The sequence below is a fragment of the Aquabacterium sp. genome (assembly GCF_034003525.1).
Classification (GTDB): Bacteria; Pseudomonadota; Gammaproteobacteria; order Burkholderiales; family Burkholderiaceae_C; genus Aquabacterium.
In genome coordinates this window covers 119,635-144,433 of the sequence record NZ_JAVEYN010000001.1, presented here as the reverse complement: position 1 = coordinate 144,433, position 24,799 = coordinate 119,635, and the positions used below count along the sequence as shown (strand labels likewise).

Annotated in this window: 23 protein-coding genes and 2 tRNA genes; 18 read left to right on the top strand and 7 right to left on the bottom strand. The window is 63.6% G+C overall.

Annotation, left to right across the window (positions count from 1 at the left end):
- The first annotated feature begins 54 nt into the window (after window positions 1-54).
- From RBT42_RS00685 to phaR, 5 genes are all read left to right on the top strand, one after another.
- Window positions 55-996 carry an alpha/beta hydrolase gene (locus RBT42_RS00685; protein WP_320361672.1) on the top strand — a complete coding sequence of 314 codons (942 nt, stop codon included), beginning with the start codon at window positions 55-57 and terminating at the stop codon, window positions 994-996.
- Window positions 993-3,263, top strand: coding sequence for a RelA/SpoT family protein (locus tag RBT42_RS00680; RefSeq protein WP_413785823.1), 2,271 nt, complete (start codon window positions 993-995; stop codon window positions 3,261-3,263). Before RBT42_RS00685 ends, RBT42_RS00680 begins: the two co-directional genes overlap by 4 nt.
- Window positions 3,264-3,289: 26 nt before the next feature.
- Window positions 3,290-3,366, top strand: a tRNA-Val gene (locus tag RBT42_RS00675).
- Window positions 3,367-3,407: 41 nt separating this feature from the next.
- Window positions 3,408-3,484: transfer RNA gene (locus RBT42_RS00670), tRNA-Val, on the top strand.
- Window positions 3,485-3,647: 163 nt separating this feature from the next.
- Window positions 3,648-4,232: a polyhydroxyalkanoate synthesis repressor PhaR gene (phaR, locus tag RBT42_RS00665; protein WP_320361671.1), complete on the top strand. Its 585-nt coding sequence runs from the start codon at window positions 3,648-3,650 to the stop codon at window positions 4,230-4,232.
- Here phaR and RBT42_RS00660 read toward each other — a convergent pair.
- Complete coding sequence (locus RBT42_RS00660; protein WP_413785822.1) at window positions 4,203-4,841, bottom strand: arylesterase; 639 nt, start codon at window positions 4,839-4,841, stop codon at window positions 4,203-4,205. The two genes, phaR and RBT42_RS00660, sit on opposite strands and share 30 nt — an antisense overlap.
- Before the next feature lie 44 nt (window positions 4,842-4,885).
- Between RBT42_RS00660 and RBT42_RS00655 the strand changes: the two genes are divergently transcribed.
- Window positions 4,886-5,587 carry an ABC transporter ATP-binding protein gene (locus tag RBT42_RS00655; protein ID WP_320361669.1) on the top strand — a complete coding sequence of 234 codons (702 nt, stop codon included), beginning with the start codon at window positions 4,886-4,888 and terminating at the stop codon, window positions 5,585-5,587.
- Window positions 5,588-5,596: 9 nt separating this feature from the next.
- Window positions 5,597-6,331 carry a 23S rRNA (guanosine(2251)-2'-O)-methyltransferase RlmB gene (gene rlmB / locus RBT42_RS00650; protein ID WP_320361667.1) on the top strand — a complete coding sequence of 245 codons (735 nt, stop codon included), beginning with the start codon at window positions 5,597-5,599 and terminating at the stop codon, window positions 6,329-6,331.
- 15 nt (window positions 6,332-6,346) lie between these two features.
- On the opposite strand, the gene RBT42_RS00645 is transcribed toward rlmB, so the two are convergent.
- The 5 genes from RBT42_RS00645 to bfr all read right to left on the bottom strand — a co-directional run bounded on the left by RBT42_RS00645 (window position 6,347) and on the right by bfr (window position 10,058).
- The gene (locus tag RBT42_RS00645; protein WP_320361665.1) at window positions 6,347-7,549 is read right to left on the bottom strand and encodes an MFS transporter; all 1,203 of its coding nucleotides are present in this window, start codon (window positions 7,547-7,549) and stop codon (window positions 6,347-6,349) included.
- Window positions 7,550-7,564: 15 nt separating this feature from the next.
- Complete coding sequence (locus RBT42_RS00640; RefSeq protein ID WP_320361663.1) at window positions 7,565-8,572, bottom strand: D-2-hydroxyacid dehydrogenase family protein; 1,008 nt, start codon at window positions 8,570-8,572, stop codon at window positions 7,565-7,567.
- Between the two features lie 75 nt (window positions 8,573-8,647).
- Window positions 8,648-9,121, bottom strand: a complete 474-nt coding sequence (locus tag RBT42_RS00635) for a hypothetical protein (RefSeq protein ID WP_320361661.1) — start codon at window positions 9,119-9,121, stop codon at window positions 8,648-8,650.
- Between the two features lie 145 nt (window positions 9,122-9,266).
- Complete coding sequence (locus RBT42_RS00630; RefSeq protein ID WP_320361660.1) at window positions 9,267-9,488, bottom strand: bacterioferritin-associated ferredoxin; 222 nt, start codon at window positions 9,486-9,488, stop codon at window positions 9,267-9,269.
- A 90-nt stretch (window positions 9,489-9,578) separates the two neighbouring features.
- Window positions 9,579-10,058 carry a bacterioferritin gene (gene bfr / locus RBT42_RS00625; protein WP_320361658.1) on the bottom strand — a complete coding sequence of 160 codons (480 nt, stop codon included), beginning with the start codon at window positions 10,056-10,058 and terminating at the stop codon, window positions 9,579-9,581.
- Window positions 10,059-10,322: 264 nt separating this feature from the next.
- Here bfr and carA point away from each other — a divergent pair, with 264 nt between their 5' ends.
- From carA to RBT42_RS00605, 4 genes are all read left to right on the top strand, one after another.
- Window positions 10,323-11,501, top strand: a complete 1,179-nt coding sequence (gene carA / locus RBT42_RS00620; RefSeq protein ID WP_320361656.1) for a glutamine-hydrolyzing carbamoyl-phosphate synthase small subunit — start codon at window positions 10,323-10,325, stop codon at window positions 11,499-11,501.
- The gene (gene carB, locus RBT42_RS00615; protein ID WP_320361654.1) at window positions 11,494-14,769 is read left to right on the top strand and encodes a carbamoyl-phosphate synthase large subunit; all 3,276 of its coding nucleotides are present in this window, start codon (window positions 11,494-11,496) and stop codon (window positions 14,767-14,769) included. Before carA ends, carB begins: the two co-directional genes overlap by 8 nt.
- Window positions 14,770-14,895: 126 nt before the next feature.
- The gene (gene greA / locus RBT42_RS00610) at window positions 14,896-15,372 is read left to right on the top strand and encodes a transcription elongation factor GreA (RefSeq protein WP_320361653.1); all 477 of its coding nucleotides are present in this window, start codon (window positions 14,896-14,898) and stop codon (window positions 15,370-15,372) included.
- A 20-nt stretch (window positions 15,373-15,392) separates the two neighbouring features.
- The gene (locus tag RBT42_RS00605; RefSeq protein ID WP_320361651.1) at window positions 15,393-15,839 is read left to right on the top strand and encodes a DUF4149 domain-containing protein; all 447 of its coding nucleotides are present in this window, start codon (window positions 15,393-15,395) and stop codon (window positions 15,837-15,839) included.
- Window positions 15,840-15,915: 76 nt separating this feature from the next.
- Here RBT42_RS00605 and RBT42_RS00600 read toward each other — a convergent pair whose 3' ends face one another.
- Window positions 15,916-16,383 (bottom strand): YhbY family RNA-binding protein, encoded by a 468-nt coding sequence (locus RBT42_RS00600; protein WP_320361649.1) that lies wholly within the window; start codon window positions 16,381-16,383, stop codon window positions 15,916-15,918.
- A gap of 17 nt (window positions 16,384-16,400) precedes the next feature.
- Here RBT42_RS00600 and RBT42_RS00595 point away from each other — a divergent pair, with 17 nt between their 5' ends.
- The 7 genes from RBT42_RS00595 (at window position 16,401) to pstA (ending at window position 24,776) form a co-directional block, all read left to right on the top strand.
- Window positions 16,401-17,075 carry an RlmE family RNA methyltransferase gene (locus tag RBT42_RS00595; RefSeq protein ID WP_320361647.1) on the top strand — a complete coding sequence of 225 codons (675 nt, stop codon included), beginning with the start codon at window positions 16,401-16,403 and terminating at the stop codon, window positions 17,073-17,075.
- 223 nt (window positions 17,076-17,298) lie between these two features.
- Window positions 17,299-19,212: an ATP-dependent zinc metalloprotease FtsH gene (gene ftsH, locus RBT42_RS00590; RefSeq protein ID WP_320361645.1), complete on the top strand. Its 1,914-nt coding sequence runs from the start codon at window positions 17,299-17,301 to the stop codon at window positions 19,210-19,212.
- Between the two features lie 72 nt (window positions 19,213-19,284).
- On the top strand, window positions 19,285-20,127 hold the full coding sequence (folP, locus tag RBT42_RS00585) for a dihydropteroate synthase (RefSeq protein WP_320361643.1): 843 nt from the start codon (window positions 19,285-19,287) through the stop codon (window positions 20,125-20,127).
- Window positions 20,128-20,181: 54 nt separating this feature from the next.
- Window positions 20,182-21,513: a phosphoglucosamine mutase gene (gene glmM, locus RBT42_RS00580; protein WP_320361642.1), complete on the top strand. Its 1,332-nt coding sequence runs from the start codon at window positions 20,182-20,184 to the stop codon at window positions 21,511-21,513.
- Window positions 21,514-21,754: 241 nt separating this feature from the next.
- A complete protein-coding gene (pstS, locus tag RBT42_RS00575) occupies window positions 21,755-22,789 on the top strand; it encodes a phosphate ABC transporter substrate-binding protein PstS (protein WP_320361640.1) in 1,035 nt (344 codons plus the stop codon).
- Between the two features lie 173 nt (window positions 22,790-22,962).
- Window positions 22,963-23,922 (top strand): phosphate ABC transporter permease PstC, encoded by a 960-nt coding sequence (gene pstC / locus RBT42_RS00570; RefSeq protein ID WP_320361639.1) that lies wholly within the window; start codon window positions 22,963-22,965, stop codon window positions 23,920-23,922.
- The gene (pstA, locus tag RBT42_RS00565) at window positions 23,919-24,776 is read left to right on the top strand and encodes a phosphate ABC transporter permease PstA (protein WP_320361637.1); all 858 of its coding nucleotides are present in this window, start codon (window positions 23,919-23,921) and stop codon (window positions 24,774-24,776) included. Before pstC ends, pstA begins: the two co-directional genes overlap by 4 nt.
- The last annotated feature ends 23 nt before the right edge of the window (window positions 24,777-24,799 follow it).

The window sequence follows — 24,799 nt, the reverse complement described above, 5'->3', positions numbered from 1 at the left end:
GGCAAGAAGAAACACAATGTGCAGTGGCCCATTATCTGATGTCGTTTTGCCAATATGAGCAGCATCCCTTCCTCTTTTGACCCGGTGCAGCCGGTTCTGCACCACGTCACCTGCCCCGGCGCCAGCCAGACCGACGCGGCGACCCACCGCATGGCCTATTGGGCCTGGGGCAACCCGACGAACGAGCGCATCCTCGTCTGCGTGCACGGGCTGAGCCGCCAAGGGCGCGACTTCGACACCCTGGCGCGCCGCCTCAGCGCCCACTACTACGTGGTCTGCCCCGATGTGGTGGGGCGTGGTGAGTCCGATCGCCTGGCCGACCCCAAGGGTTACCAGGTGTTCGGCTATGTGGCGGACATGGTCGCGCTGTTGCAACAGCTGCGCGCCCAACGTCAGGCCAATGCCCCGCTGGACATCGACTGGGTCGGCACCTCCATGGGCGGCCTGATTGGTCTGGCCCTGTCCACCTTGCCGCCCGAGGCCTCGGGTGCCCGCCTGCGCAAGTTCGTGCTCAACGACGTCGGTCCGCGGCTGCACCACGACGCGCTGGTGCGCATCGGCGAATACCTGGGCGTGCCGCGCCGTTTCAGCACCGAGCAGGAAGCCGCCGACTACCTCTGGAGCATCTCGCCGGGATTTGGTCCGCACACGCCCGAGCAATGGCTGGAGCTGTCGCGCCCCTTGCTGCGCCCGGCCCCGGATGGCCAGGGCCTGGTCCTGCACTACGACCCCGCCATTGCCGAGCCCTTCCGCGCCGTGTCGGCCGACAGCACCGCCAGTGGGGAAGCCGCCCTCTGGCAGATTTACGATGCCCTGCGCTGCGAGGTGTTGCTGCTGCGCGGCCAGGATTCCGATCTGCTCGACCATGAAACCGCTCAGGACATGACCCAGCGTGGCCCCAAGGCTCGCCTGGTTGAGTTTGCGGGCGTGGGCCACGCACCCACCCTGATCGCGCCTGATCAAATCGCTGCCGTTGAGAATTTCCTGCTGGCATGAAGACTGGACTGCTCAATCCGACGCCGTTGACACCCGACGCCATGGGGCATGCCCCCATCGTCGACCTGGTGGACATGGCGCCGGGCCACGCCGAATCGGCCGCGCTGCTGGCCAAGGCCCGTGCTTTCGCCGAGCCGCTGCTGCTGACCGAGCGTTTCGAAACCGGGGAAGAGGCGCTGGCCCATGCAGACGGTGTCAGTCTCATCCTCCATGGCATTGGCGCACCGCCTTCCTTGCGGGGCGTGGCCTACCTCGTCTACGCCAGCCAGTATCTGACTCAGCCTGAAGAAATCATCGGGCGCGCCTTTGGTGCCGACGAGGCGGCGCTGGTGGCCTACACGCGCAAACTCGTGCAGGTGCAGCGCAGCACCCGAGACACCCTGGGTGACGACGCCGAAGGTCCGCTGGCGGCCGAGCAGATCGAGCGCATCCGCAAGATGCTGCTGGCCTTCTCGCGCGACCTGCGGGTGGTGCTGTTGCGCCTGGCTTCGCGGCTCCAGACCTTGCGCTACTACGCTGAGAGCAAACAACCATGCCCTCGTGCGCTGGCACGCGAGTCCATGCAGGTGTTCGCGCCGCTGGCCAACCGCCTGGGCATCTGGCAGATCAAGTGGGAGCTGGAAGACCTGTCCTTCCGTTTCCTGCAGCCTGATGTGTACCGCTCCATCGCCAAGGGCCTGGACGAAAAGCGTCTGGAGCGCGAACTGCACATCGAGCGCGTTCGCCAGCAACTGGCGCAGGCGCTGGGTGACGTGGGCCTGCATGCTCAGGTGCAGGGGCGCCCCAAGCACCTCTATAGCATCTGGAAAAAGATGAAGGGCAAGCAGTTGACACTGGACAAGGTGTTCGACGTGCGGGCCCTGCGGGTCATCGTGGAGGATGTGCCGGCCTGCTATGCCGCCTTGAGTCGCGTGCATGAAGTCTGGCAGCCCATGCCGGAGGAGTTCTCCGACTACATCGCCAAGCCCAAGCCCAACGGCTACCAGTCTCTGCACACCATCGTGCGCGACGAACAGGGTCGCGCCATCGAGATCCAGATCCGCACCCAGGCCATGCACGAGCACGCCGAAAGCGGCGTGGCTGCGCACTGGGCCTACAAGGAAGCCGGCACCAAGGGCTATGGTGGCGTGCAAGCCGCGGGCGATTTCGAAAGCCGCGTGGCCGAAGCTCGCAAGACCGTGCTCAGGCAGTTGCTGGCCTGGGAGCGCGACCTTGCCGCCGCCGATGATGCCGCATCCGGCGAAGCCCACCGGGGCCTGTTCGACGACCGCATCTACGTGTTCACGCCCGGCGGCGAGATCATCGACCTTCCGGCTGGCGCCTCGCCCATCGACTTTGCCTACACCCTGCACACCAACCTGGGCCACCGCTGCCGTGGCGCCCGGGTGGACGGCGCCATGGTGCCGCTCAACACGCCCTTGCAGAGCGGGCAAACGGTCGAGATCGTTTCCGTCAAGGAGGGCGGTCCGTCGATGGACTGGCTCAATGCCGAGCTCGGCTACCTGCGCAGTCCACGGGCCCGCGCCAAGGTGCGCGCCTGGTTCAACGCGCTGGCACAGCAAGCCACCATCGCCCGCGGCCGTGACGCCGTGGAAAAGCTGCTCCAGCGCGAAGGCAAGACCGCCATCAAGCTGGAGGATCTGGCCAGCAACCTGGGCTTTCGCAACGCCGAGGCGCTGTTCGACGTCGTGGGCAAGGACGAGTACTCCCTGCGCAACATCGAGCAGTACCTCCGCCCGGCCGTACCCGAGCAGGACCCGGACGAACTGATTGCCCAGAAACTCGCCCGTGGCGACACCAGCCACCTCGGCGGCGAAGGCAAGGGCGTGCTGGTGGTGGGCATGGACTCCCTGCTGACCCAGTTGGCACGCTGCTGCAAGCCGGCGCCACCCGACGCCATCGGCGGCTACGTCACGCGTGGCAAGGGCGTGGCCGTACACCGCCTCGACTGCGTGAACTTCCGCCAGATGTCGGCCAAAAGCCCCGAGCGCGTCATCCCGGTGGCCTGGGGGCGCCAGGCCATGGCCGAGTCCGCGCACTACGCCGTCGATGTGCTCATCGAAGCCCACGATCGCTCTGGCCTGCTGCGCGACGTCTGCGACGTGCTGGCCCAGGGCAAGAGCCATGTGGTGTCCATGCACAGCCAGGCCGTGCGCGACAAGGTCACCATTACCCTGACCGTGCAGACCTCCGACTCGTCGCGCCTGCAGTCACTGTTGGCCAAGGTGTTGCAAATCAGCGGAGTTTTGCGAGCGCGCCGGAAATGATGCTATAGTGGCGGTCTTGCATTTGCAGGCGCGTAGCTCAGTTGGTTAGAGCACCACCTTGACATGGTGGGGGTCGTTGGTTCGAATCCAATCGCGCCTACCACGCTTTTCGGCGTGGCCTTGGCAAATCTGCAAAACGACTTCAGGCGCGTAGCTCAGTTGGTTAGAGCACCACCTTGACATGGTGGGGGTCGTTGGTTCGAATCCAATCGCGCCTACCAAATTTGGTAGACATCAAAGCCGGCCCGTCTTGCGACGCGTCGGCTTTGTTCATTTCCGCACACCAAGCGTGTTACCGTGTTCGCCGATCCGTCCGCAGCGCCCGTGCGATCTGCCTGAGCCGCCTTGTGCTCCTACAATGGGGCGATCCAACCGGAGTCGGACATGAGTGCAGCCCCCAAACAAAAACGAACCGAATCACAGCCTTCACCTCAGTCCAATGAGGCGGCCGATCCCGTGGCGGGCGTTGCTGCAGATTCCACCGCAGGCGTGCGCACCATCAAGAAATACCCCAACCGCCGACTGTACGACACCCAGACCAGCAGCTACATCACGCTGTCTGACGTCAAGGAAATGGTGATGGGCTGCGAACAGTTCGTCATCGTTGACGCCAAGAGCGGCGAAGACCTCACGCGCAGCATCCTGCTCCAGATCATTCTGGAAGAGGAGTCTGCCGGCATGCCGATGTTCTCGACCCAGGCCCTGGCCCAGATCATCCGCCTGTATGGCAACACCATGCAGGGCCTGATGGGCAACTACCTCGAGAAGAACATCCAGTCCTTCATCGATCTGCAGTCCCGCCTCACCGAAAACTCGGTCAAGAGCCTGCAGAACCCGCTGATGCAGACCTTCATGGGCGGCTACATTGAGCAATCGCGCCAGATGTTTGCCCAGATGCAGGAGCAGATGGGCAAACAGGCCGAGTCCCTGATCGGCAACCTAGGTGCGGGCCTGACGCCCAAGAAGTAAAGGCTTGAGGGCGCCCCAGACGTTGTCCAGCATGACCGGGTGCGCCTTCTCCAGCGGATGGATGCCGTCATGCTGGAACCAGTCGCGCGCGTCCTCGCGGTCGGCCACGCCCCTCAGGAAGAAGGGCACCAAGGCGCACTTCCGAGCCTTCGCGACGTCCTGGAACAGCTGCGCAAAATCTTCCGCATAGCGCTTGCCGTAGTTCGGCGGCATCTGCATGCCCACCAGCACCACCTGAGCCCCTTGGGCCTGCGCCGCGCTCACCATGGCGCTCAGGTTCTCGCGGCTGCTGCGCAAGGGCAGCCCGCGCAAGGCATCGTTGGCCCCCAACTCGATCACCACATGGCTTGGCCGATGCCGTTGCAGCAAGGCCGGCAACCGGGCGCGGCCGCCCGATGTGGTTTCTCCGCTGATGCTGGCATTGACCACCTGCGCGGCGATGCGCTCGCGCGCCAGGCGCTGCGTCAACAAAGCCACCCAGCCGCTGCCCCGCTGCAGGCCATACTCGGCTGACAGGCTGTCGCCCAGGATCAGGATGGCGGGCGGCGGCTCTGCCCCAGCAGCCTGGACTGCGCCCAGCCATGACCCCAGGCCGGCGAACATCAGCATCCGTCGCTTACAGTTGAACCGCATTTCAGCTTCGCCTTTCCTTCATGACCGACACCACACCCAGCCCGACCACGGATGCCAGCCTGGCGATTCGGGTGCGGGCCTTGAGCAAGACCGTTGAGGACTCCTCCGGGCCGTTGACCATTTTGCACAACATCGACCTTGATGTGCCGCGTGGGGCTTCCCTGGCCATCGTGGGGGCCTCGGGCTCGGGCAAAAGCACCTTGCTGTCCCTGTTGGCGGGCCTGGATGTGCCCAGCACAGGCCAGGTCTGGCTGTCGGGTCAAGCGCTGTTCGACCTCAACGAAGACCAGCGCGCCGCGCACCGCGCGCGGCATGTGGGCTTCGTGTTCCAGAGCTTCCAGCTCATCGGTCACCTCACCGCGCTCGAAAACGTCATGCTGCCGATGGAGCTGCGCGGCGACCGGCAGGCCCGCAGCAAGGCCATCGCCATGCTGCAGCGCGTGGGGCTGGGTGAGCGCCTGCAGCACAAGCCGGCCATCCTGTCGGGTGGCGAGCAGCAGCGTGTCGCCCTGGCGCGCGCCTTCGTGATGCAGCCCGACATCCTCATGGCCGACGAGCCCACCGGCAGCCTCGACCACGCCACCGGCCAGGCCATCATGGACCTGATGTTCGCGCTCAACAGCGAATCGGGCACCACCCTGATCCTGGTCACGCACGACAACCAGATCGCCGAGCGCTGCCAGCAGCGCATTCGCATCAGCGCGGGGCGCCTGAGCGGTTAGGATGCCGGCATGAGTCTGAAACTGCTATTTGGCTTCCATGCCGTGACCGTGCGCCTGAAGGTGGCGCCCAAATCCATCCGTGAATTGCATGTGGACGCGACCCGTCGCGACCAACGCATGAAGCAGTTTCTCGCCAAGGTCGAAGAGGCGGGCCTGAAGGTCATCGAGAGCGACGACGACAAGCTGCAAAAGATGTGTGGCACCCACCGACATCAAGGCGTGGTAGCCCGTGTGGAGGTGATCCAGCAGAGCAACTCGCTGGACGACCTGCTCGACGGTCTGACCGAGCCGGCGCTCCTGCTGGTGCTCGACGGCATCACCGACCCCCACAACCTGGGCGCCTGCTTGCGGGTGGCCGATGGCGCCGGCGTCCATGCCGTGATCGCCCCCAAAGACCACGCCGTGGGCATCAACGCCACGGTGGCCAAGGTGGCCAGCGGCGCGGCCGAGACCGTGCCGTACTTCATGGTGACCAACCTGGCGCGCACCCTGGCCGAGCTCAAGGAGCGCGACATCTGGATCATCGGCACCTCCGACGATGCGCCCGCCAGCCTCTACCAGACCGACCTGCGCGGCCCGACCGCCCTGGTGCTCGGCGCCGAAGGCGAGGGCATGCGCCAGCTCACCCGCAAGAACTGCGATGCCCTGGTCAGCATCCCGATGATGGGCTCGGTCGACAGCCTCAACGTGTCGGTGGCCAGTGGCGTGTGCCTCTACGAAGCGCGCCGCCAGCGCCTCGGCTGAACTTTGGGCTGATCCTCAGTCTTCGCCCTGAAAGCGCGCCGCGTCACGGCGGCGTTGCGCGCGCTGCGCCCAGGCGCTCAAGGCCCAGGCCACCAGCATCCAAGCCAGGCCCAGCCAGTGCAGCTGGCTGTAGCCCTGGTGGGTCAGCACCCAGCCACCGCCTGAGGCGCCCACGGCATGGCCCAGGTAAATGGCAGAGGTGTTCAGGGCCATCAAGGCCGGCGCCAGTCGCGGCGAGAGACCGCCCAGGCGCGCCTGCTGGCCCGAATTGGTGGCGAACCCGCTCAAGGCCCAGGGCAGCATCACCAAGGCGAGTCCGACCAGGGTGGTGGCCACCGGCCAGATCAGCAGGCTGAAGGCCATCATCCCCAAGGTCATGGTCACGGCTGGCGCAGCGCCAAAGCGGTCCACCGTGCGGTTCAGCACCAGGTTGCCGGCCAGTGCCAGGCCACCAAACCAGGCAAACAGCAGGCTGATCTGCTCCGGGCTGGCGCCAAAATCGTGCTTGTAGTAGGGGGCCGCATAGGCCAACACCGTGAACTGTCCGGCGCTCTGGGTGGCGGTCACCAGTACCACCGCCATCAACAGGGGTGACTTGAACACCTTGCGCCACGCGCGCCACGACAGGGCAGGGGGGCGAATGCCCTTGGGCAGCGCCCGGTGCACCATCCAGGCTGCCGCCAGTGCGCCCACGGCCACGATCATCATCACCACGCGCCACCCCACGCGCTCGCCAATCCAGGCAGCCAGCGGCATACCCGCCACCGAGGCCACAGACCAGCCCATGAACACGAAGGTGATGTGCTTCCCACGGTGCGCCGGCGTGCTCATGAAGCCCATCACGGCTGCAGCCTGAGGCGTGAACACCGCCGCCGACAAGACTGTGAGCGCACGAACCGGCCACAGCCATTCGTACGAGGGCGCCACCGCGCACAGCGCAAAGCCCAGCGCGTACCAGGCCATGGCCCAGCTGAGCAAGCGACGCCGATCCACCCGGGTGACGGCCCCGGCCAGCAAAGGCGCCCCTACGCCCATCATCACGGCGCCAATGGCAATCAGCTCCCCACCTTTGCTGACTGTGATGTTCAGGTCTCGGGTGAGGTCATTGAGCACACCGCCAATGGCCATCACGCCACAGCCGATGATGAAGTTGCCAAACAGCAAAGCCCATAAGGCTCGGCTCATGGCCTTGCGGGGCAAGGCGCGTTCCAGTTCCACTACAACAGCTCAGTTTCAATGTGGAACGCGCAAGGCTTCCGGGTTGACGATGTTCGTCGGCTGGCCCGCCATGAAGTTCAGCAGATTGTCGAACGCAGCACTGAACAGGTACTCGTAGTTGCTTTGCTCGACGAAACCGATGTGGGGCGTGCAGATGGCATTCTCCAGGCGCAGCAGCGGGTGCCCTTGCAAGATGGGCTCACTGTCGAACACGTCCACGGCGGCCATGCCGGGACGACCGCGGTTCAAGGCGGACACCAGTGCGCCTTCCTGAATCAGCTCGGCCCGCGCGGTGTTGACCAGCAAGGCGGTTGGTTTCATGTGCCCCAGGTCCTCTGCGGTGATCACGCCCTGGGTGGACTCACCCAGGCGCAAATGCAGACTCAGCACGTCGCAGGCGGCAAAGAAGGCTTCGCGGCTGGGGGCCGGGATGTAGCCGTCGGCCACCGCGCGGGCCCGGGCCTCGTTGCTGCCCCACACCGTCACCTGCATGCCAAAGGCCTCGCCATAGCCCGCCACCAGGCGACCCACGCGCCCATAGCCCCAGATTCCGAGCGTCTTGCCCTTCAAGGACATGCCCAGGCTGAAGTTGGTCGGCATCGACGCCGCCTTCAGTCCGGACTGCTGCCACGCGCCGTGCTTGAGGTTGCCGATGTACTGAGGCAGGCGGCGCATCGCCGACATGATGTGTGCCCAGTTGAGCTCGGCGGTGGAGACTGGGTCGCTCGGGGTTTCGGCCACGGCAATGCCCAGGCGGGTGCAGGCTTCCAGGTCGATGTGGGGGCCAACGGGGCCGGTCTGGCTGATCAGCCGCAACTTGGGCAGCTTTTCCAGCAAGGCTTTGGGGAAGTGTGTGCGTTCGCGAATCAGCACCAGGGCTTCCGCGTCGCGCAGTCGCACGGCCAACTGGCCCACGCCCTTGACGGTGTTGGTGAAAACCTTGGCCGAAAGGCCGTCCAGCTTGGACGCGCAGGGAAGCTTGCGGACGGCGTCCTGATAGTCGTCCAGAATGATGATGTTCATGGGGGCGTGTGCGATGCAGCCGCCCATTTTGCAACGCCTGAGGCGCTGCCGACACGGATCACAATGAAAAGTTCGTTACCACGTGGTCACTTTGGCCGAGCGAACTGACTCGCGGGGGCTGCGCGCCGGGCCATCCGGGAAATGGTGGTTCAGTGCGGCCACGCGGGACTTGGCCTCTCCCTCGCCCCGGGCCTCGGCCACGATCTCGAACACATCGGCGCGCAGGTGCCACAGCTCGCGCAAAGAGCGCGAGGCCTCGATCTGGTAGCGGACCTGATAGGCCTTGGCCGACTGCATGTCCAACAGGGCGGCATGGAACTCTGCCCGAATCTTGCGAATTTCACCGATAGGCGCGGGCTTGGGCGCGGGCGCCTCAAGGTCCCACAGCCAGCGCCAGGCCTGACCCAGCCAGCGCAGCGGGCCCGGGGCTTGGGCGGCAAATCGAGAGGGCGGGGCGACCTCGGCCCGAGCCGGGCCGGCACTCAAAGACTGGGCGGTCTGCGTGGTTTGCGTCGCCGTACGCGAATGGGGGTACAGAAAGAACGCCATCTTGTCCTCTTACTTCCTGCCGGGAGAGGGGCTCTCCAGCGTCAGGTACAGGCTAAAGGAGTTGGGGCAAGACGGGGTGGCCCGTGTGGGCCATGTCTGCGCACTAGTTGGCGCAATGCCGGTAAAACTCTCCGGCCGTGACGCCTCAGGCGGGCATCGGCATGGCGGTTTGCACCATGCGGGCGAAATCGACACGGTGAGTCTTGCTGCGGGCTTCGTGAAACACCTCGCGGGCGCACGATTCGCAGCAGCCACAGCAGGTGGCCACGCCCGTGTCCATCTGCAGGTCGTCGAAAGACATGCAACCTTGCTGGACGTGGCGGTTGATTTCCCGGTCGGAGATCCGGTTGCAGACACAAACGATCATGGGGTGACTCGGCAGCGTTGATGCGATCATTCTAAATAAGAATGATTCGTATGCAAGCTATTTTTGAGTCACCCTGATCCTGTCCCGGGTTCAGCCGGCCACGTCGCCCATGATGGACTGCAGGTAGTTTTGCACGCCGACCTTGTCGATCAGCTCCATCTGGGTCTCCAGGAAGTCGATGTGCTCCTCGGTGTCGTCCAGGATCATCTGCAACAGGTCGCGGGAGACGTAGTCACGCACTGATTCGCAGTAGGCGATGCCGTCCTTGACCGTGCCTTGGGCAAACGACTCTAGCTTGTGGTCACACGACAGAATCTCCGACACGTCTTCGCCAATCAGGATCTTGCCCAGGTCCTGAAGGTTGGGCAGGCCGTCAAGCGTGAAAATGCGCTCCATGAGCTTGTCGGCGTGCCTCATCTCGCCGATCGACTCTTCGTATTCCTTCTTGGCCAGCTTGTCGAAGCCCCAGTGTTTCAGCATGCGGTAATGCAGAAAGTACTGGTTGGTGGCTGTCAGCTCATTCTTGAGTTGAGCGTTGAGGAACTCGATGACTTTGGGGTCGCCCTTCATGGTGAACCTTTCTGGTGAGCTGTGGGGGAGGGTGCCAAGATTGTGTCTCAGATGACAGAGCCAACGGGCTGCGAAGGGGCTGTCGCGCCCCTGGCACACGGATCGGTTATACTCCTAAGGTTTACCCGCAACCATCCCCGCCTAGCGAAACCCCCTTCGTTTCCCTCACCGGACTCGTTTTGTCACGTCTGTACCAGGCGGCGCAAGCCGCACAGAAGTCACAAGGGCTGAGCTGGGCGCGCACAACAAACGGAGAATGAACCCGTGCTGCCCGTACTGCCCCAAGCTCTTCTGGCCCTCGCAGACGGCACGGTCTTTCTAGGCACTTCGATCGGCGCTGCCGGTCACACAGTTGGTGAAGTGGTGTTCAACACCTCCATCACCGGCTATCAGGAAATCCTCACCGACCCCAGCTATTGCCGCCAGATCGTCACCCTGACGTATCCGCACATCGGCAACTACGGCGTCAACGGTGAAGACATCGAAGCCTCGAAAGTCCATGCCGCTGGTCTGATCATCAAAGACCTGCCCATCCGCGCTTCCAACTTCCGCCAGACCCAGACGCTCTCGCAGTACCTGCAGTCTGAAGGCACGGTCGGGATCGCCAACATCGACACCCGCAAGCTGACCCGCATCTTGCGCGCCAAGGGCGCCCAGAACGGCGCCATCGTGGCCCTGCCCGTGGGTCAGGCTGTCACCGACGCGGTCATTGCCGACGCCGTGGCCAAAGCCCAAGCTGCGCCCAGCATGAACGGCCAAGACCTGGCCAAGGTCGTCAGCCAGACCAGCGTGACGGTGTGGGACGAAACCGAGTGGAAGCTCTCCAACCCGCAACTGGGCGGCAAGCCTGGTTTCGGCAAGCAGACCGCCCCCAAGTTCCACGTGGTTGCCTACGACTTCGGTGTCAAGCGCAACATCCTGCGCATGCTGGCCGAGCGTGGCTGCAAGGTCACCGTGCTGCCGGCTCAAACGCCCGCTGCCGAGGCCCTGAAGCACAAGCCTGACGGCATCTTCCTGTCCAACGGCCCAGGCGACCCCGAGGCCTGCGACTACGCGATTGCCGCGGTCAAGGAACTGGTCGCCACTGGCATCCCCACCTTCGGGATCTGCCTGGGTCACCAGATCATGGCCCTCGCTGCCGGCGCCAAGACCTTCAAGATGAACCACGGCCACCACGGCGGCAACCACCCCGTGAAGGACCTGGACACCGGTCGCGTCAGCATCACCAGCCAGAACCACGGTTTTGCGGCCGACATCGACTCGCTGCCGGCCAACCTGCGCGCCACGCACGTCTCGTTGTTCGATGGCACGCTCCAAGGCTTGGCCTTCACCGACAAACCCGCTTTCAGCTTCCAGGGTCACCCGGAAGCCTCGCCCGGACCGCATGACATCGGCTACCTGTTCGACCGCTTCGTGGCATTGATGGAGAAGAAGAATGCCTAAGCGCACAGACATCAAGAGCATCCTCATCATCGGCGCCGGCCCGATCATCATTGGTCAGGCCTGCGAATTCGACTACTCCGGCGCCCAGGCCTGCAAGGCCCTGCGCGAAGAGGGCTACAAGGTCATCTTGGTCAACAGCAACCCTGCGACCATCATGACCGACCCGGCCACGGCCGACGTCACCTACATCGAGCCCATCACCTGGCAGGTGGTCGAGCGCATCATCGCCAAGGAACGTCCTGACGCGATCCTGCCGACCATGGGGGGGCAGACCGCGCTGAACTGCGCGCTCGACCTGCACAAGCATGGCGTGCTGGACAAGTACAAGGTCGAGATGATCGGTGCCAACGAGCACGCGATCGAAAAGGCCGAAGACCGCCAGAAGTTCAAGGAAGCCATGACCAGCATCGGTCTGGACTCCGCCAAGTCGGGCATTGCCCACTCGATGGAAGAAGCCTGGGCGGTGCAAAAGCGCATCCAGGCCGACATCGGCGGCGCCGGTTTCCCCATGGTGATCCGTCCCAGCTTCACGCTGGGTGGCACCGGCGGCGGCATTGCCTACAACCCTGAAGAATTCGAAGAGATCTGCAAGCGTGGTCTGGACCTGTCCCCGACCAAGGAACTGCTGATCGAAGAGTCCCTGATCGGCTGGAAAGAGTACGAAATGGAAGTGGTCCGCGACAAGGCGGACAACTGCATCATCGTGTGCTCGATCGAAAACCTGGACCCCATGGGCATCCACACCGGTGACTCCATCACCGTGGCCCCGGCTCAGACCCTGACCGATCGCGAATACCAGCTGCTGCGCAACGCGTCTATCGCCATCCTGCGCGAAATCGGCGTGGAAACCGGCGGCTCGAACGTGCAGTTCTCGATCAACCCGGACAACGGCCGGATGATCGTGATTGAGATGAACCCGCGTGTGTCGCGTTCGTCGGCTCTGGCCTCCAAGGCCACCGGCTTCCCGATCGCCAAGATCGCGGCCAAGCTGTCGGTCGGCTACACGCTCGACGAGCTCAAGAACGACATCACCGGTGGCGCCACCCCGGCTTCGTTCGAACCCTCGATCGACTACGTCGTCACCAAGATCCCGCGTTTTGCCTTCGAGAAGTTCCCCGCAGCCGACTCGCGTCTGACGACGCAGATGAAGTCGGTGGGCGAGGTGATGGCCATGGGCCGTACCTTCCAGGAATCGTTCCAGAAGGCCCTGCGTGGCCTGGAAACCGGCATTGACGGCCTGAGCGAGATCAGCACCGACCGCGAGGAAATCGTCGAAGAAATCGGCACCCCCGGTCCGGATCGCATCCTGTTCCTGGGTGACGCTTTCCGTCTGGGCATGAGCCTGGACGAGGTCTTCGAAGAAACGAAGATCGACCCGTGGTTCCTGGCGCAGATCGAAGACATCATCAAGACCGAAGGTCAGGTCAAGGGTCGCACGCTCGAGAGCCTGTCGGCTGCTGAACTGCGTTACCTGAAGCAAAAGGGCTTCTCGGACCGCCGTCTGGCCAAGCTGATGGGCACCAACCAGCACGAGGTCCGCAAGGTCCGTCATGCGCTCAACGTCCGTCCGGTCTACAAGCGCGTCGACACCTGCGCGGCCGAGTTCGAAACGCAAACCGCCTACATGTACTCGTGCTACGAGTCCGAAGGTGGCGAGTGCGAAGCTGCGCCGACCGACAAGAAGAAGATCATGGTGCTGGGCGGTGGCCCGAACCGCATTGGTCAGGGCATCGAGTTCGACTACTGCTGCGTCCACGCCTCGCTCGCCATGCGCGAAGACGGCTACGAGACCATCATGGTCAACTGCAACCCCGAAACGGTTTCGACCGACTACGACACTTCCGACCGCCTGTACTTCGAGCCGGTGACGCTGGAAGACGTGCTGGAAATCGTCGAGAAGGAAAAGCCGGTTGGCGTGATCGTGCAATACGGTGGTCAGACCCCGTTGAAGCTCGCGCTGGACCTGGAGCGTGCAGGCGTGCCCATCATCGGCACCTCGCCCGACAGCATCGACATCGCGGAAGACCGCGAGCGCTTCCAGGCTCTGCTGCACAAGCTCGGCCTCAAGCAGCCGCCCAACCGCACCGCGCGCACCGAAGAAGCCGCGCTGCAGCTGGCGCAAGAGATCGGCTACCCCTTGGTGGTTCGCCCGTCTTATGTGCTGGGCGGCCGTGCGATGGAAATCGTGCACGGTGACAAGGACCTGGAGCGCTACATGCGCGAAGCCGTCCGCGTCTCCGAGAAGTCGCCTGTGCTGCTGGACCGCTTCCTGAACGACGCGGTCGAAGTGGATGTGGACTGCATCTCAGATGGCACCGAAGTCATGATCGGCGGCATCATGGAGCACATCGAACAAGCGGGCGTGCACTCCGGTGACTCGGCCTGTTCGCTGCCTCCGTACACGCTGTCGGCCGCGATCCAGGACGAACTCCGTCGCCAGACTGCCCTGATGGCCAAGGCCCTCAATGTGGTCGGCCTGATGAACGTGCAGTTCGCCATCCAGGGCAATGTGACCCAGGGCCTCGATGCCGTCACGGTCTATGTGCTGGAAGTGAACCCGCGCGCCTCGCGCACGGTGCCTTACGTGTCCAAGGCCACCGGTCAGCAACTGGCCAAGATCGCCGCGCGCTGCATGGCCGGTCAGAAGCTGTCGACGCAAAAGAGCGCCGACGGCAAGGCCCCGCGCGAAGTGGTCCCCTCGTACTACACCGTCAAGGAAGCCGTCTTCCCGTTCAACAAGTTCCCAGGCGTGGACCCGGTCCTTGGCCCTGAAATGCGTTCGACCGGCGAAGTCATGGGCGTGGGCGCCACCTTCGGTGAAGCCATGCTCAAGAGCCAGCTGGGTGCCGGTTCGCGTCTGCCCGAGAAGGGCACCGTCTGCATCTCGGTGAAGGACGGTGACAAGGCGCGTGCGGTCAAGGTCGCCAAGGATCTGGTCGAACTGGGCTTCAACGTGGTGGCCACCAAGGGCACCGCTGCGGCCATCGCCGCGGCCGGCGTTCCGGTCAAGCCGGTGAACAAGGTCAAGGATGGCCGCCCGCACATCTCCGACGCCATCAAGGCTGGCGAGATCCAGCTGGTGTTCACCACCGTCGACGAAACGCGTACGGCGATTGCCGACTCGCGCAGCATCCGCCAGGCTGCTTTGGCCAACCGTGTGACCTACTACACGACCATGGCCGGCTGCGAAGCGGTGGTGCAGGCGCTCAAGCACCACGACGATCTGGTCGTGTACTCGCTGCAAGAGCTGCACGCCAAATTGCACTAAACTGTGCGCTCAGCCGCAGGTGCTTGTCGCCTGCGGCACACCAATTCAACACCTCTGGGCCGCGCCCTTCCACCACCTTCGGGTGGGTCTGGGCCGCGGCTCAGTTCTTTTTTGCGAGACAAAGCCATGTCCACCATTCCAATCACGAAGCGCGGCGCCGAGCTGCTCAAGGAAGAGCTGCATCGCCTCAAGCATGTGGAGCGTCCTGCTGTGGTGCAGGCGATTGCCGAAGCGCGCGCCCAGGGTGACTTGTCTGAAAACGCCGAGTACGACGCCGCCAAGGACAAGCAAGGCTTCATTGAAGGTCGCATTGCCGAGATCGAAGGCAAGCTGTCGGCCGCGCAGATCATCAACCCGGCCGAGCTCGATGCCGGTGGCCGCGTGGTGTTTGGCTCGACCGTCGAAATGGAAATCGAAGCCACGGGTGACGTGGTGACCTACCAGATCGTGGGCGACGACGAGGCCGATCTCAAGAAGGGCCTGATCTCCATCAGCTCGCCCATTGCACGCGCCCTGATCGGCAAGGAGGCCGGCGATGTGGCGTCTGTCCAGGCGCCCGGTGGTGTGCGCGATTACGAGATCATCGAAGTCCGCTACATCTGACCGCGTCAGGAGAGAAGGCGATGAAACTGCTGCGCTTTCAGTCCTGGCTGGCTGGCATCTGGGCCGGTGTCATCATCGCGGTGGGAGCGGTCGCGGCGCCCACGCTGTTCGCCACCTTCGAGCGTCAGGTGGCCGGGCAGGGCGCAGGCCGCATTTTTGGCGTCGAGGCGCGCTTGAGCCTGGCGTTTGCGGTGATCCTGTTCGTCATCGAGCGGCGCCGGGTGCGCGACCTGCTGGAAGGCGGCGCCCAGATCAGTGTGGTGAGCCCCAATTTGCTGCTCACGCTGGGGGCCTTGTTCCTGACGATCTTTGGTGAGTTCGCCTTGCACCCGATGATTGAGGCGGCCAAGGCGGGGCAGGCGACGCTGCTGTCGTTTGGCGCGCTGCACGGTGTGTCGGCCACAATGTACTGGTTCAAGGCCGTGCTGGTGGCCATTCTGGCCTGGCGTCTGACGGGCCTGCGCTGAGCCGATGCCACCGCGTGCGCGGTGGCGATGGCTGGCAGGGCGGTCGCCCCTCCCGGGGCGGCGCCGCCGTGCTGTCTCAGGCGGGCTTCTTGCTGGCCGTGCGCTTCTTGGCGCGCTTGATCAGGCCGCCGGCCGTGACGCGCTGGTTGCCCATCACGGTGACCTTCTTGATCTCGGGGCGGCGCAGGCCGCTCTTGGAGAACTTCAAAATCTTGACTTCGCGCGGGCCGGGGCCGCGGCCTTCGCGTTCTGCCTCGCTGACCTTTTCAGGCATCGGGCGCCACAAGACCAGCAACTTGCCGATATGCTGGATGGGTGCGGCGTTCAGCTTGTCGCACATCTGGGCGTAGATGTCTTCGCGCACGGCGCGGTCGTCGCCCAACACACGCACTTTGATCAGGCCGTGTGCCTTGAGGGCACCATCGGCTTCTTTGAGGACGGCAGGCGTGAGCCCGTCGCCGCCGATCATCACGACGGGGTCCAGGTGGTGTGCGTCGGCCCGCAGGGCACGACGTTCGGCGGTGGTCAATTCAATTGCAGGCATATCGCTATTATCAAGCCATGAAAGTCCAAACCAAAAGCAAAAAGGTCAACAAGGCCTGGTTGAATGACCATATCCACGATCCATACGTGAGATTGGCGCAAAAAGAGGGCTTCCGATCGCGCGCGGCCTACAAGCTCAAGGAAATCGACGAGACACTCGGGCTGATCAGGCCGGGGCAACTGGTCGTCGATCTGGGGGCCTCTCCGGGGGCCTGGAGCCAGTATGTGCGACGCAAGTTTGCCCCGAAGGATGCCGGAACGGGTGGGGCGGCTGTGGGTGAACTCAACGGCACCATCATCGCGCTCGACCTGCTGGAGTTCGAGCCCATTGAGGGTGTGCAGTTCATCCAGGGCGACTTCCGTGAGGAAGAGGTGCTGCAGCAGTTGCAGGCCTGTGTGGGTGACCGCCCTGTCGACGTGGTGATCTCGGACATGGCGCCGAACCTGAGCGGCATCGGTGCCCACGACGCTGCACGCATCGAAAACCTGATCGAGCTGGCCATCGACTTTGCCCAGCACCATCTCAAGAAAGACGGCGCGCTGGTGTGCAAGGTCTTCCACGGTTCGGGGTACACGCAGTTGGTGGACATGTTCAAAGCCAATTTCCGCGTGGTGAAACCGATCAAGCCCAAAGCCTCGCGAGACAAGTCTTCCGAGACGTTTCTGGTCGGCATCGGGCTCAAGAGCCGATGAATTTTCTTCATCGGGTCGATCAGAGGGCCTAAAACCGTGGCTGCGCTGTGGGTAGCACGCTGCAGGGGCTCTCTTGACTCGTCTAGAATCATCCTCATATAGCTCAAACGTCCTGCGGTGCTTTGTCAAGAACATGACAGGTGCGACAGGACGGAGCCCTGAACAGGTGTGGTGATGCATCCAGCGTCAGCCGGTTCAGGTTGAATGGGAACAAGGAGCCTCGGTGAACAATCAATGGTTCTCGAAGATTGCAGTCTGGTTGGTGGTGGCACTGGTGTTGTTCACCGTGTTCAAGCAGTTCGACCGTGTGAGCACGGGCGGCAGTCAGATCGCCTATTCGGATTTCCTGGAGGAAGTCCGGGCCAAGCGCATCAAGAGCGTGGTGCTGCAAGAGAGTGGCAGCGGTGCCACCGAGATCATTGCCATCACCACCGATGACAAGCGTCTGCGCAGCACGGCCACGTACCTCGATCGCGGTCTGGTGGGCGACCTGCTGGCCAGCGGCGTCAAGTTCGACGTGAAGGCCCGTGAAGAGCCCTCGCTGATCATGAGCCTGCTGGTGTCCTGGGGCCCGATGCTCCTGCTGATTGGCGTGTGGGTGTACTTCATGCGCCAGATGCAAGGCGGCGGTGGCAAGGGTGGGGCGTTCAGCTTCGGCAAGAGCCGCGCCCGCATGCTCGACGAGAGCAACAACACCGTGACCTTCGCCGACGTCGCCGGCTGCGACGAGGCCAAGGAAGAAGTGAAGGAGTTGGTAGATTTTCTGCGCGACCCGCAGAAGTTCCAGAAGCTGGGTGGTCGCATTCCGCGCGGTGTGCTGCTGGTTGGCCCTCCGGGTACCGGTAAGACACTGCTGGCCAAGTCCATCGCGGGTGAAGCCAAGGTCCCGTTCTTCACCATCTCGGGTTCGGACTTCGTGGAAATGTTCGTCGGTGTGGGTGCGTCTCGTGTGCGTGACATGTTCGAGCAGGCCAAGAAGAATGCCCCTTGCATCATCTTCATCGACGAAATCGATGCAGTCGGTCGTCACCGTGGCGCAGGTCTGGGTGGTGGCAATGACGAGCGCGAGCAGACCCTCAACCAGATGCTGGTCGAGATGGACGGCTTCGACACCAACGCCGGTGTGATCGTGGTGGCCGCCACCAACCGGCCTGACATCCTGGACCCGGCCCTGCTGCGCCCTGGTCGTTTCGACCGTCAGGTGTATGTGACCCTGCCGGACGTGCGCGGTCGCGAGCAGATCCTGAACGTGCACGTGCGCAAAGTGCCGGTCGGTCAGGACGTGCGTGCCGACATCCTGGCGCGCGGCACCCCGGGTTTTTCGGGTGCGGATCTGGCCAACCTGGTCAATGAAGCTGCCTTGTTCGCCGCTCGCCGCAATGGCCGTGTGGTCGAGATGCAGGACTTCGAGAAGGCCAAGGACAAGATCATGATGGGCCCCGAGCGCAAGTCCATGATCATGCCCGAGGAGGAACGTCGCAACACGGCCTACCACGAGGCCGGTCACGCCCTGGTGGCACGCCTGCTGCCCAAGACCGACCCGGTGCACAAGGTCACCATCATCCCGCGCGGCCGTGCGCTGGGTGTGACCATGCAGTTGCCCGAAGGTGACCGTTACAGCATGGACAAGAACCGCATGCTGGACACCATCTCGGTGCTGTTTGGTGGCCGCATTGCCGAAGAGGTCTTCATGAACCAGATGACGACCGGTGCGAGCAACGACTTCGAGCGTGCCACCGCCATCGCCCGCGACATGGTGACCCGCTACGGCATGACCGACGAACTCGGCCCGGTGGTGTACGCCGAGAACGAGGGCGAGGTCTTCCTGGGCCGCTCGATCACCAAGACCACGCACATGTCTGAAGAGACCATGCAGAAGGTCGACAAGCAGATCCGCAAGATCATCGACGAGCAGTACGCCCTGGCGCGCAAGCTCATCGAAGACAACAAGGACAAGATGCACGCGATGGCCAAGGCTTTGCTCGAGTGGGAAACCATCGATGCCGAGCAGATCGACGAGATCATGGCCGGCAAGGAGCCGAGTCCGCCCAAGGACTGGACGCCTTCGGTCAACCGCTCAGGTGGTAACGATCCGAAGCCGCCCGTCAAGCCGGACGGTGCACCGGCAGCCGTCTGACCTGCAGGCACTTCGTACATCCATCAACGGGGCTTCGGCCCCGTTGTGTATTTCAGCTTTCCCCCTTGCATCATGTTCACCTGGCACACCACCCGTTTTCAGATCGACCTCAGCCGTCCGCAGGTCATGGGCATCGTCAACGTCACTCCGGATTCGTTTTCGGACGGAGGGCAGCACGCGAACACGAGTCAGGCGCTGGCGCATTGCGAGCAGCTCATCAAGGACGGGGTCGACATCCTCGATCTGGGTGGGGAGTCCACCCGTCCGGGCGCGCCCACCTTGACGGTCGAGGAGGAGTGGGCGCGTCTGGAGGGGGTGATCCGTGGCGCGCTGTCGCTGGGGGTGCCCCTGTCGATCGACACTTGCAAGGCCGAGGTGATGCGCCGTGCGCTGGACCTGGGCGTGGACATCATCAACGACATCCGCGGGCTGGAGGATGAGGGCGCGGTGGACGCGGTGGCCCGTCATGGTGCGTGTGGCGTCTGCCTGATGCACATGCAGGGCGATCCGGCCACGATGCAGATGCGTCCAAGCTATCCAGATGTGGTCGATGAGGTCAAAGCCTATCTGAGCCAGCGCGCTCAGGTGGTGCAGGTCGCCGGCGTGGCGCAGGCGCGCATCACCCTGGACCCAGGCATCGGTTTTGGCAAGACGCCTGAGCACAACTTCCGCTTGCTGCGCGAGCAGGCCTCGCTGCTGGAGCTGGGCTACCCCCTGCTGATTGGCTGGTCGCGCAAGTCCAGCCTGGGCGCCCTGACGGGGCGCCCCGTAGGCGAGCGCCTGGCGGCCAGCCTGAGTGCGGCCCTGGCCGGTGTGCAGCGGGGCGCGCACATCGTGCGTGTGCACGATGTCGCGGAAACTGTTGACGCCTTGAAGGTGTGGGCTGCGGCCGGCTTGCCGGAGGCGTTGGCGTGAGGGTGGTTCCCGCTATCATTCCGCATCGATAAGTCAGCAGGGTTGTCTTCATTCATGTCACGTCAATATTTCGGCACCGACGGTATTCGCGGTACGGTCGGTCAAGCCCCCATCACCCCCGATTTCGTCTTGCGTCTGGGGCACGCGGTGGGGCAGGTCTTGCGTCGCGCCGAAGCGCGCCCCACCGTGTTGATCGGCAAGGACACCCGCATTTCGGGTTACATGCTGGAATCTGCTCTCGAAGCGGGGTTTGCCTCGGCTGGCGTCGATGTGCTGTTGACCGGCCCGCTGCCCACGCCGGGTGTGGCCTACCTGACCCGTGCCTTGCGCCAGAGCCTGGGCGTGGTGATCAGCGCCTCGCACAACCCCTTCCAGGACAACGGCATCAAGTTCTTCTCGGCCAACGGCGAAAAGCTGACGGATGAGTGGGAACTGGACGTGGAGGCCGCCTTGTCGCAGGCGCCGCAATGGGTGGACTCCAAGAGTCTGGGCAAGGCCCGCCGCATTGAGGATGCCCGCGGTCGCTACATCGAGTTTTGCAAGGCCACGTTCGACTCGAACCTGTCTTTGAAGGGCCTGAAGCTGGTGGTGGACGGCGCCCACGGGGCCGCTTACCAGATCGCACCGGCCGTGCTGCACGAACTGGGCGCCGAGGTCATCGCGATCGGGTGCGCGCCCGATGGCTTGAACATCAATGACGGCGTGGGGGCCACGCACCCCGAGGCCCTGGTGGCCGCGGTCAAGCAGCACAGCGCCGACTACGGCATCGCGCTGGACGGTGATGCGGATCGGCTGCAATTGGTGGATGCCGACGGGCGCCTCTACAACGGCGATGAGTTGCTTTATGTGCTGGTGGCCGACCGTCTGGCACAGGGCGAAAAGGTGCCCGGTGCCGTGGGAACGCTCATGACCAATATGGCGGTCGAGTTGGCGCTGCAGGGCCGTGGTGTGGATTTCGTTCGCGCCAAGGTGGGCGACCGCTACGTGCTGGAGGACCTGATCGCCCGTGGCTGGCAACTGGGCGGGGAGGGCTCCGGCCATCTGCTGGCACTGGATCGCCACACGACCGGGGATGGCATGGTCAGCGCCTTGCAGGTCTTGCAGGCCGTGGTGCGCAGCGGGCGCTCTCTGGCGCAGTGGCTGGAGGGCGTGAGCCTGTTCCCCCAGCGCCTGATCAACGTCCATTTGCAGCCTGGTCAGGATTGGCGCCACAACACCCGCCTGGCTGCCGTGCAGCAAGAGGTGGATGGCATGCTGGTGGGGCAGGGGCGGGTGCTCATTCGCCCTTCGGGCACCGAGCCGCTCTTGCGCGTGATGGTGGAGGCGCGCGACCAGGCGCTGGCCGACCGATGCGCGCAGATGTTGGCCGATGCGGTCGCGGGCTGACGAGGCCCGTTGCCCAGATCAAGCCGGCCCCGGTGGGCCGGCTTTTTTGTGTCTGGACGCCGCCCTGAGGTGGCATGACAATATGACGTCCGGATTGTGACAATTCGCCCCTTGTCCCCTAGGTGTTGTCGGTGCGGTGCTGTGTGACAGAGACGCTTTTGCTGTCACAGACGCGTCATATTGCGTGCTTAAAGTTGCTGATGTCGATATTCAACTGTCCCAAGACAGGAAAGGCGTACACATGAGCTTCAAACTGATTCGCACTGCCGCCGCTGTGGCACTGACCGTGGCTTCTTTTGGCGTGATGGCCAATGACGTGACTGGCGCTGGCGCCAGCTTCCCCGCCCCCGTCTATGCCAAGTGGGCCGCTGCCTACAACACGGCTACCGGCGTGCGCATCAACTACCAATCGGTGGGTTCGGGTGCCGGCATTCGTCAGATCAAGGCCAAGACCGTGGACTTCGGCGCATCCGACATGCCTTTGACGGACGAAGAGCTGGCCAAGGAAGGCCTGATGCAGTTCCCCACCGTGATCGGTGGCGTGGTGCCGGTGGTCAACATCCAGGGTGTGAAGCCCGGTGAACTGAAGCTGACCGGTGAAGTGCTGGGCAACATCTACCTGGGCAAAATCGCCAAGTGGAACGACCCCGCCATCGTCGCGCTGAACCCCGGCGTCAAGCTGCCCGACGCTGCCATCGCACCGGTGCGCCGTGCTGACGGCTCGGGCACCACCTTCGTGTTCACCAACTACCTGTCGAAGGTGAGTCCTGAGTGGAAGCAAACGGTGGGCGAAGGCGCTGCCGTGAAGTGGCCCACCGGTGCCGGTGGCAAGGGTAACGAAGGCGTGTCGGCTTTTGTCGGTCGCCTGCCCAACTCGATTGGCTACGTCGAATACGCCTACGCCAAGACCAACAAGCTGTCGCACGTCGCCATGAAGAACGTGTCGGGTGCCTTCGTGCAGCCGGACGATTCGGCTTTCAAGGCTTCGGCAGCCGGTGCTGACTGGAACAAGTCGTTCTACCAAGTGCTGACCAACCAGCCTGGCAAGGATGCTTGGCCGATGAGCAGCGCCACCTTCATCCTGATGCACAAGTCGGCTGACAAGCCCCAGCAAGCTGGCGGGGCCCTGAAGTTCTTCGACTGGGCTTACAGCGCCGGTGACAAGACCGCTGTCGAGCTCGACTACGTGCCGCTGCCCGCTACCGTGAAGGACATCGTGCGCAAATCGTGGGCTCAGATCAAGGATGCCTCTGGCAAGCCGGTGTCTTATAAGTAAATCACTGCACATGCAGTTCTGGCCGGTCACCTGGGATGGGGTGATCGGCCTCTTGTCGTATCCCGCTGACCCATGCCGATTGATTCTCTCCACGGAGGCTGTCGATGACTGCCATTCTTCCTGCTGACAGACTTCCTGGCGCCCAGGCCTCCCAGAGAGCCAAGCGTGAACCCATGACCACTCCTCCTCAACGACGCATCAGTGCCCCCTGGGCCGATGCCTTGTTCGCCAATCTGGCCCGACTGGCCGCCTTGATCACCCTGTCCCTGCTGATGGGCATCATGGTGTCGCTGATCATCGGCGCCTGGCCCGCCATCAAGGAATACGGGCTGAGCTTCCTGTGGCGCTCCGATTGGGACCCCGTGCAGGACTCCTACGGCGGTCTGGTGATGATCTACGGCACCTTGATGACTTCGTTCATCGCGCTGCTGATTGCGGTGCCCGTGAGTTTCGGGATCGCGATGTTCCTGACCGAGTTGTCGCCCAACTGGCTTAAGCGCCCCCTGGGCATCGCGGTGGAATTGCTGGCTGCTGTGCCCTCCATCGTGTATGGCATGTGGGGCTTGCTGGTGTTCGGCCCGATTCTGTCGACCTACGTGCAGCAGCCCCTGCAGTCGTGGACGACAGGCATTCCCTATCTGGGTGCGTTCTTCTCTGGCCCTCCGGTCGGCATCGGCATCCTGTCGGCTGGCATCATCCTGGCCATCATGATCATCCCCTTCATCGCTTCGGTGATGCGGGACGTGTTCGAGGTGACCCCGCCGCTGCTCAAGGAGTCGGCCTACGGCCTGGGTTCGACCACCTGGGAGGTGGTCTCCAAGGTAGTGCTGCCTTACACCAAGACCGGTGTGGTGGGTGGCATCATGCTGGGGCTGGGCCGTGCCCTGGGTGAAACGATGGCCGTGACCTTCGTGATCGGCAACATGAATCAGCTGGATTCGCTGTCCTTGTTCGAGGCGGCCAACAGCATCACCTCGGCACTGGCCAACGAGTTTGCCGAAGCCGGTGAAGGCCTGCACCAGGCTTCGCTGATCTACCTGGGCCTGGTCCTGTTCTTCATCACCTTCGTGGTGCTGGCGTTCTCGCGGATCCTGTTGTCCCGTCTCAAGCGTAACGAAGGAGCTGCAGCATGAGTGCAGACATGAAAGCCCTGCGCATGCAGCGCTACAAATCGCGCAAGCTGGTGAACATCGTCGCCCTGATGCTGTCGCTGGCCGCCATGGCCTTCGGCCTGGTCTGGCTGATCTGGATCCTGGCCGAGACGATTCGCCTCGGCGTCGGTGGCCTGAGCTGGAGCATTCTGACCGAGATGACTCCGGCTCCGGGTGATGAGGGCGGGCTGGCGAATGCCATCATGGGCTCGCTGCTGATGGTGGGTCTGGCGACGCTGATCGGCACGCCGGTGGGTGTAATGTCTGGGATCTACCTCGCCGAGTATGGTCAGCGCGGCGCCCTGGGCAGCATCACGCGCTTCATCAACGACATCCTGCTGTCGGCCCCCTCCATCGTCGTGGGGCTGTTCATCTATTCGGTGGTGGTCACCCGCATGCAGTCCTTCTCTGCCTGGGCCGGTGTGCTTGCCCTGGCGCTGATCGTGGTGCCGGTGGTGATCCGCACCACCGAGAACATGCTGACGCTGGTGCCGCAGGCTCTGCGTGAGGCGGCTTACGCCCTGGGCACGCCAAAGTGGCGCGTCATCCTGACGATCACTCTGAAATCGGCCCGTGCCGGTGTGGTGACCGGGGTGCTGCTGGCGGTGGCGCGCATTGCCGGTGAAACGGCACCGCTGCTGTTCACGGCTCTGTCCAACCAGTTCTGGTCGGCCGACATGTCGGCACCGATGGCCAGCCTGCCGGTGACGATCTTCAAGTTTGCGATGAGCCCGTACGAGAACTGGCAGAAACTGGCGTGGGCAGGCGTGTTCCTGATCACACTGGGTGTGCTGGCCCTCAACATCATCGCCCGCGTCCTTTTCCGTCAGCGCTGATGCGCCTGGCCCCCTGATTTGAT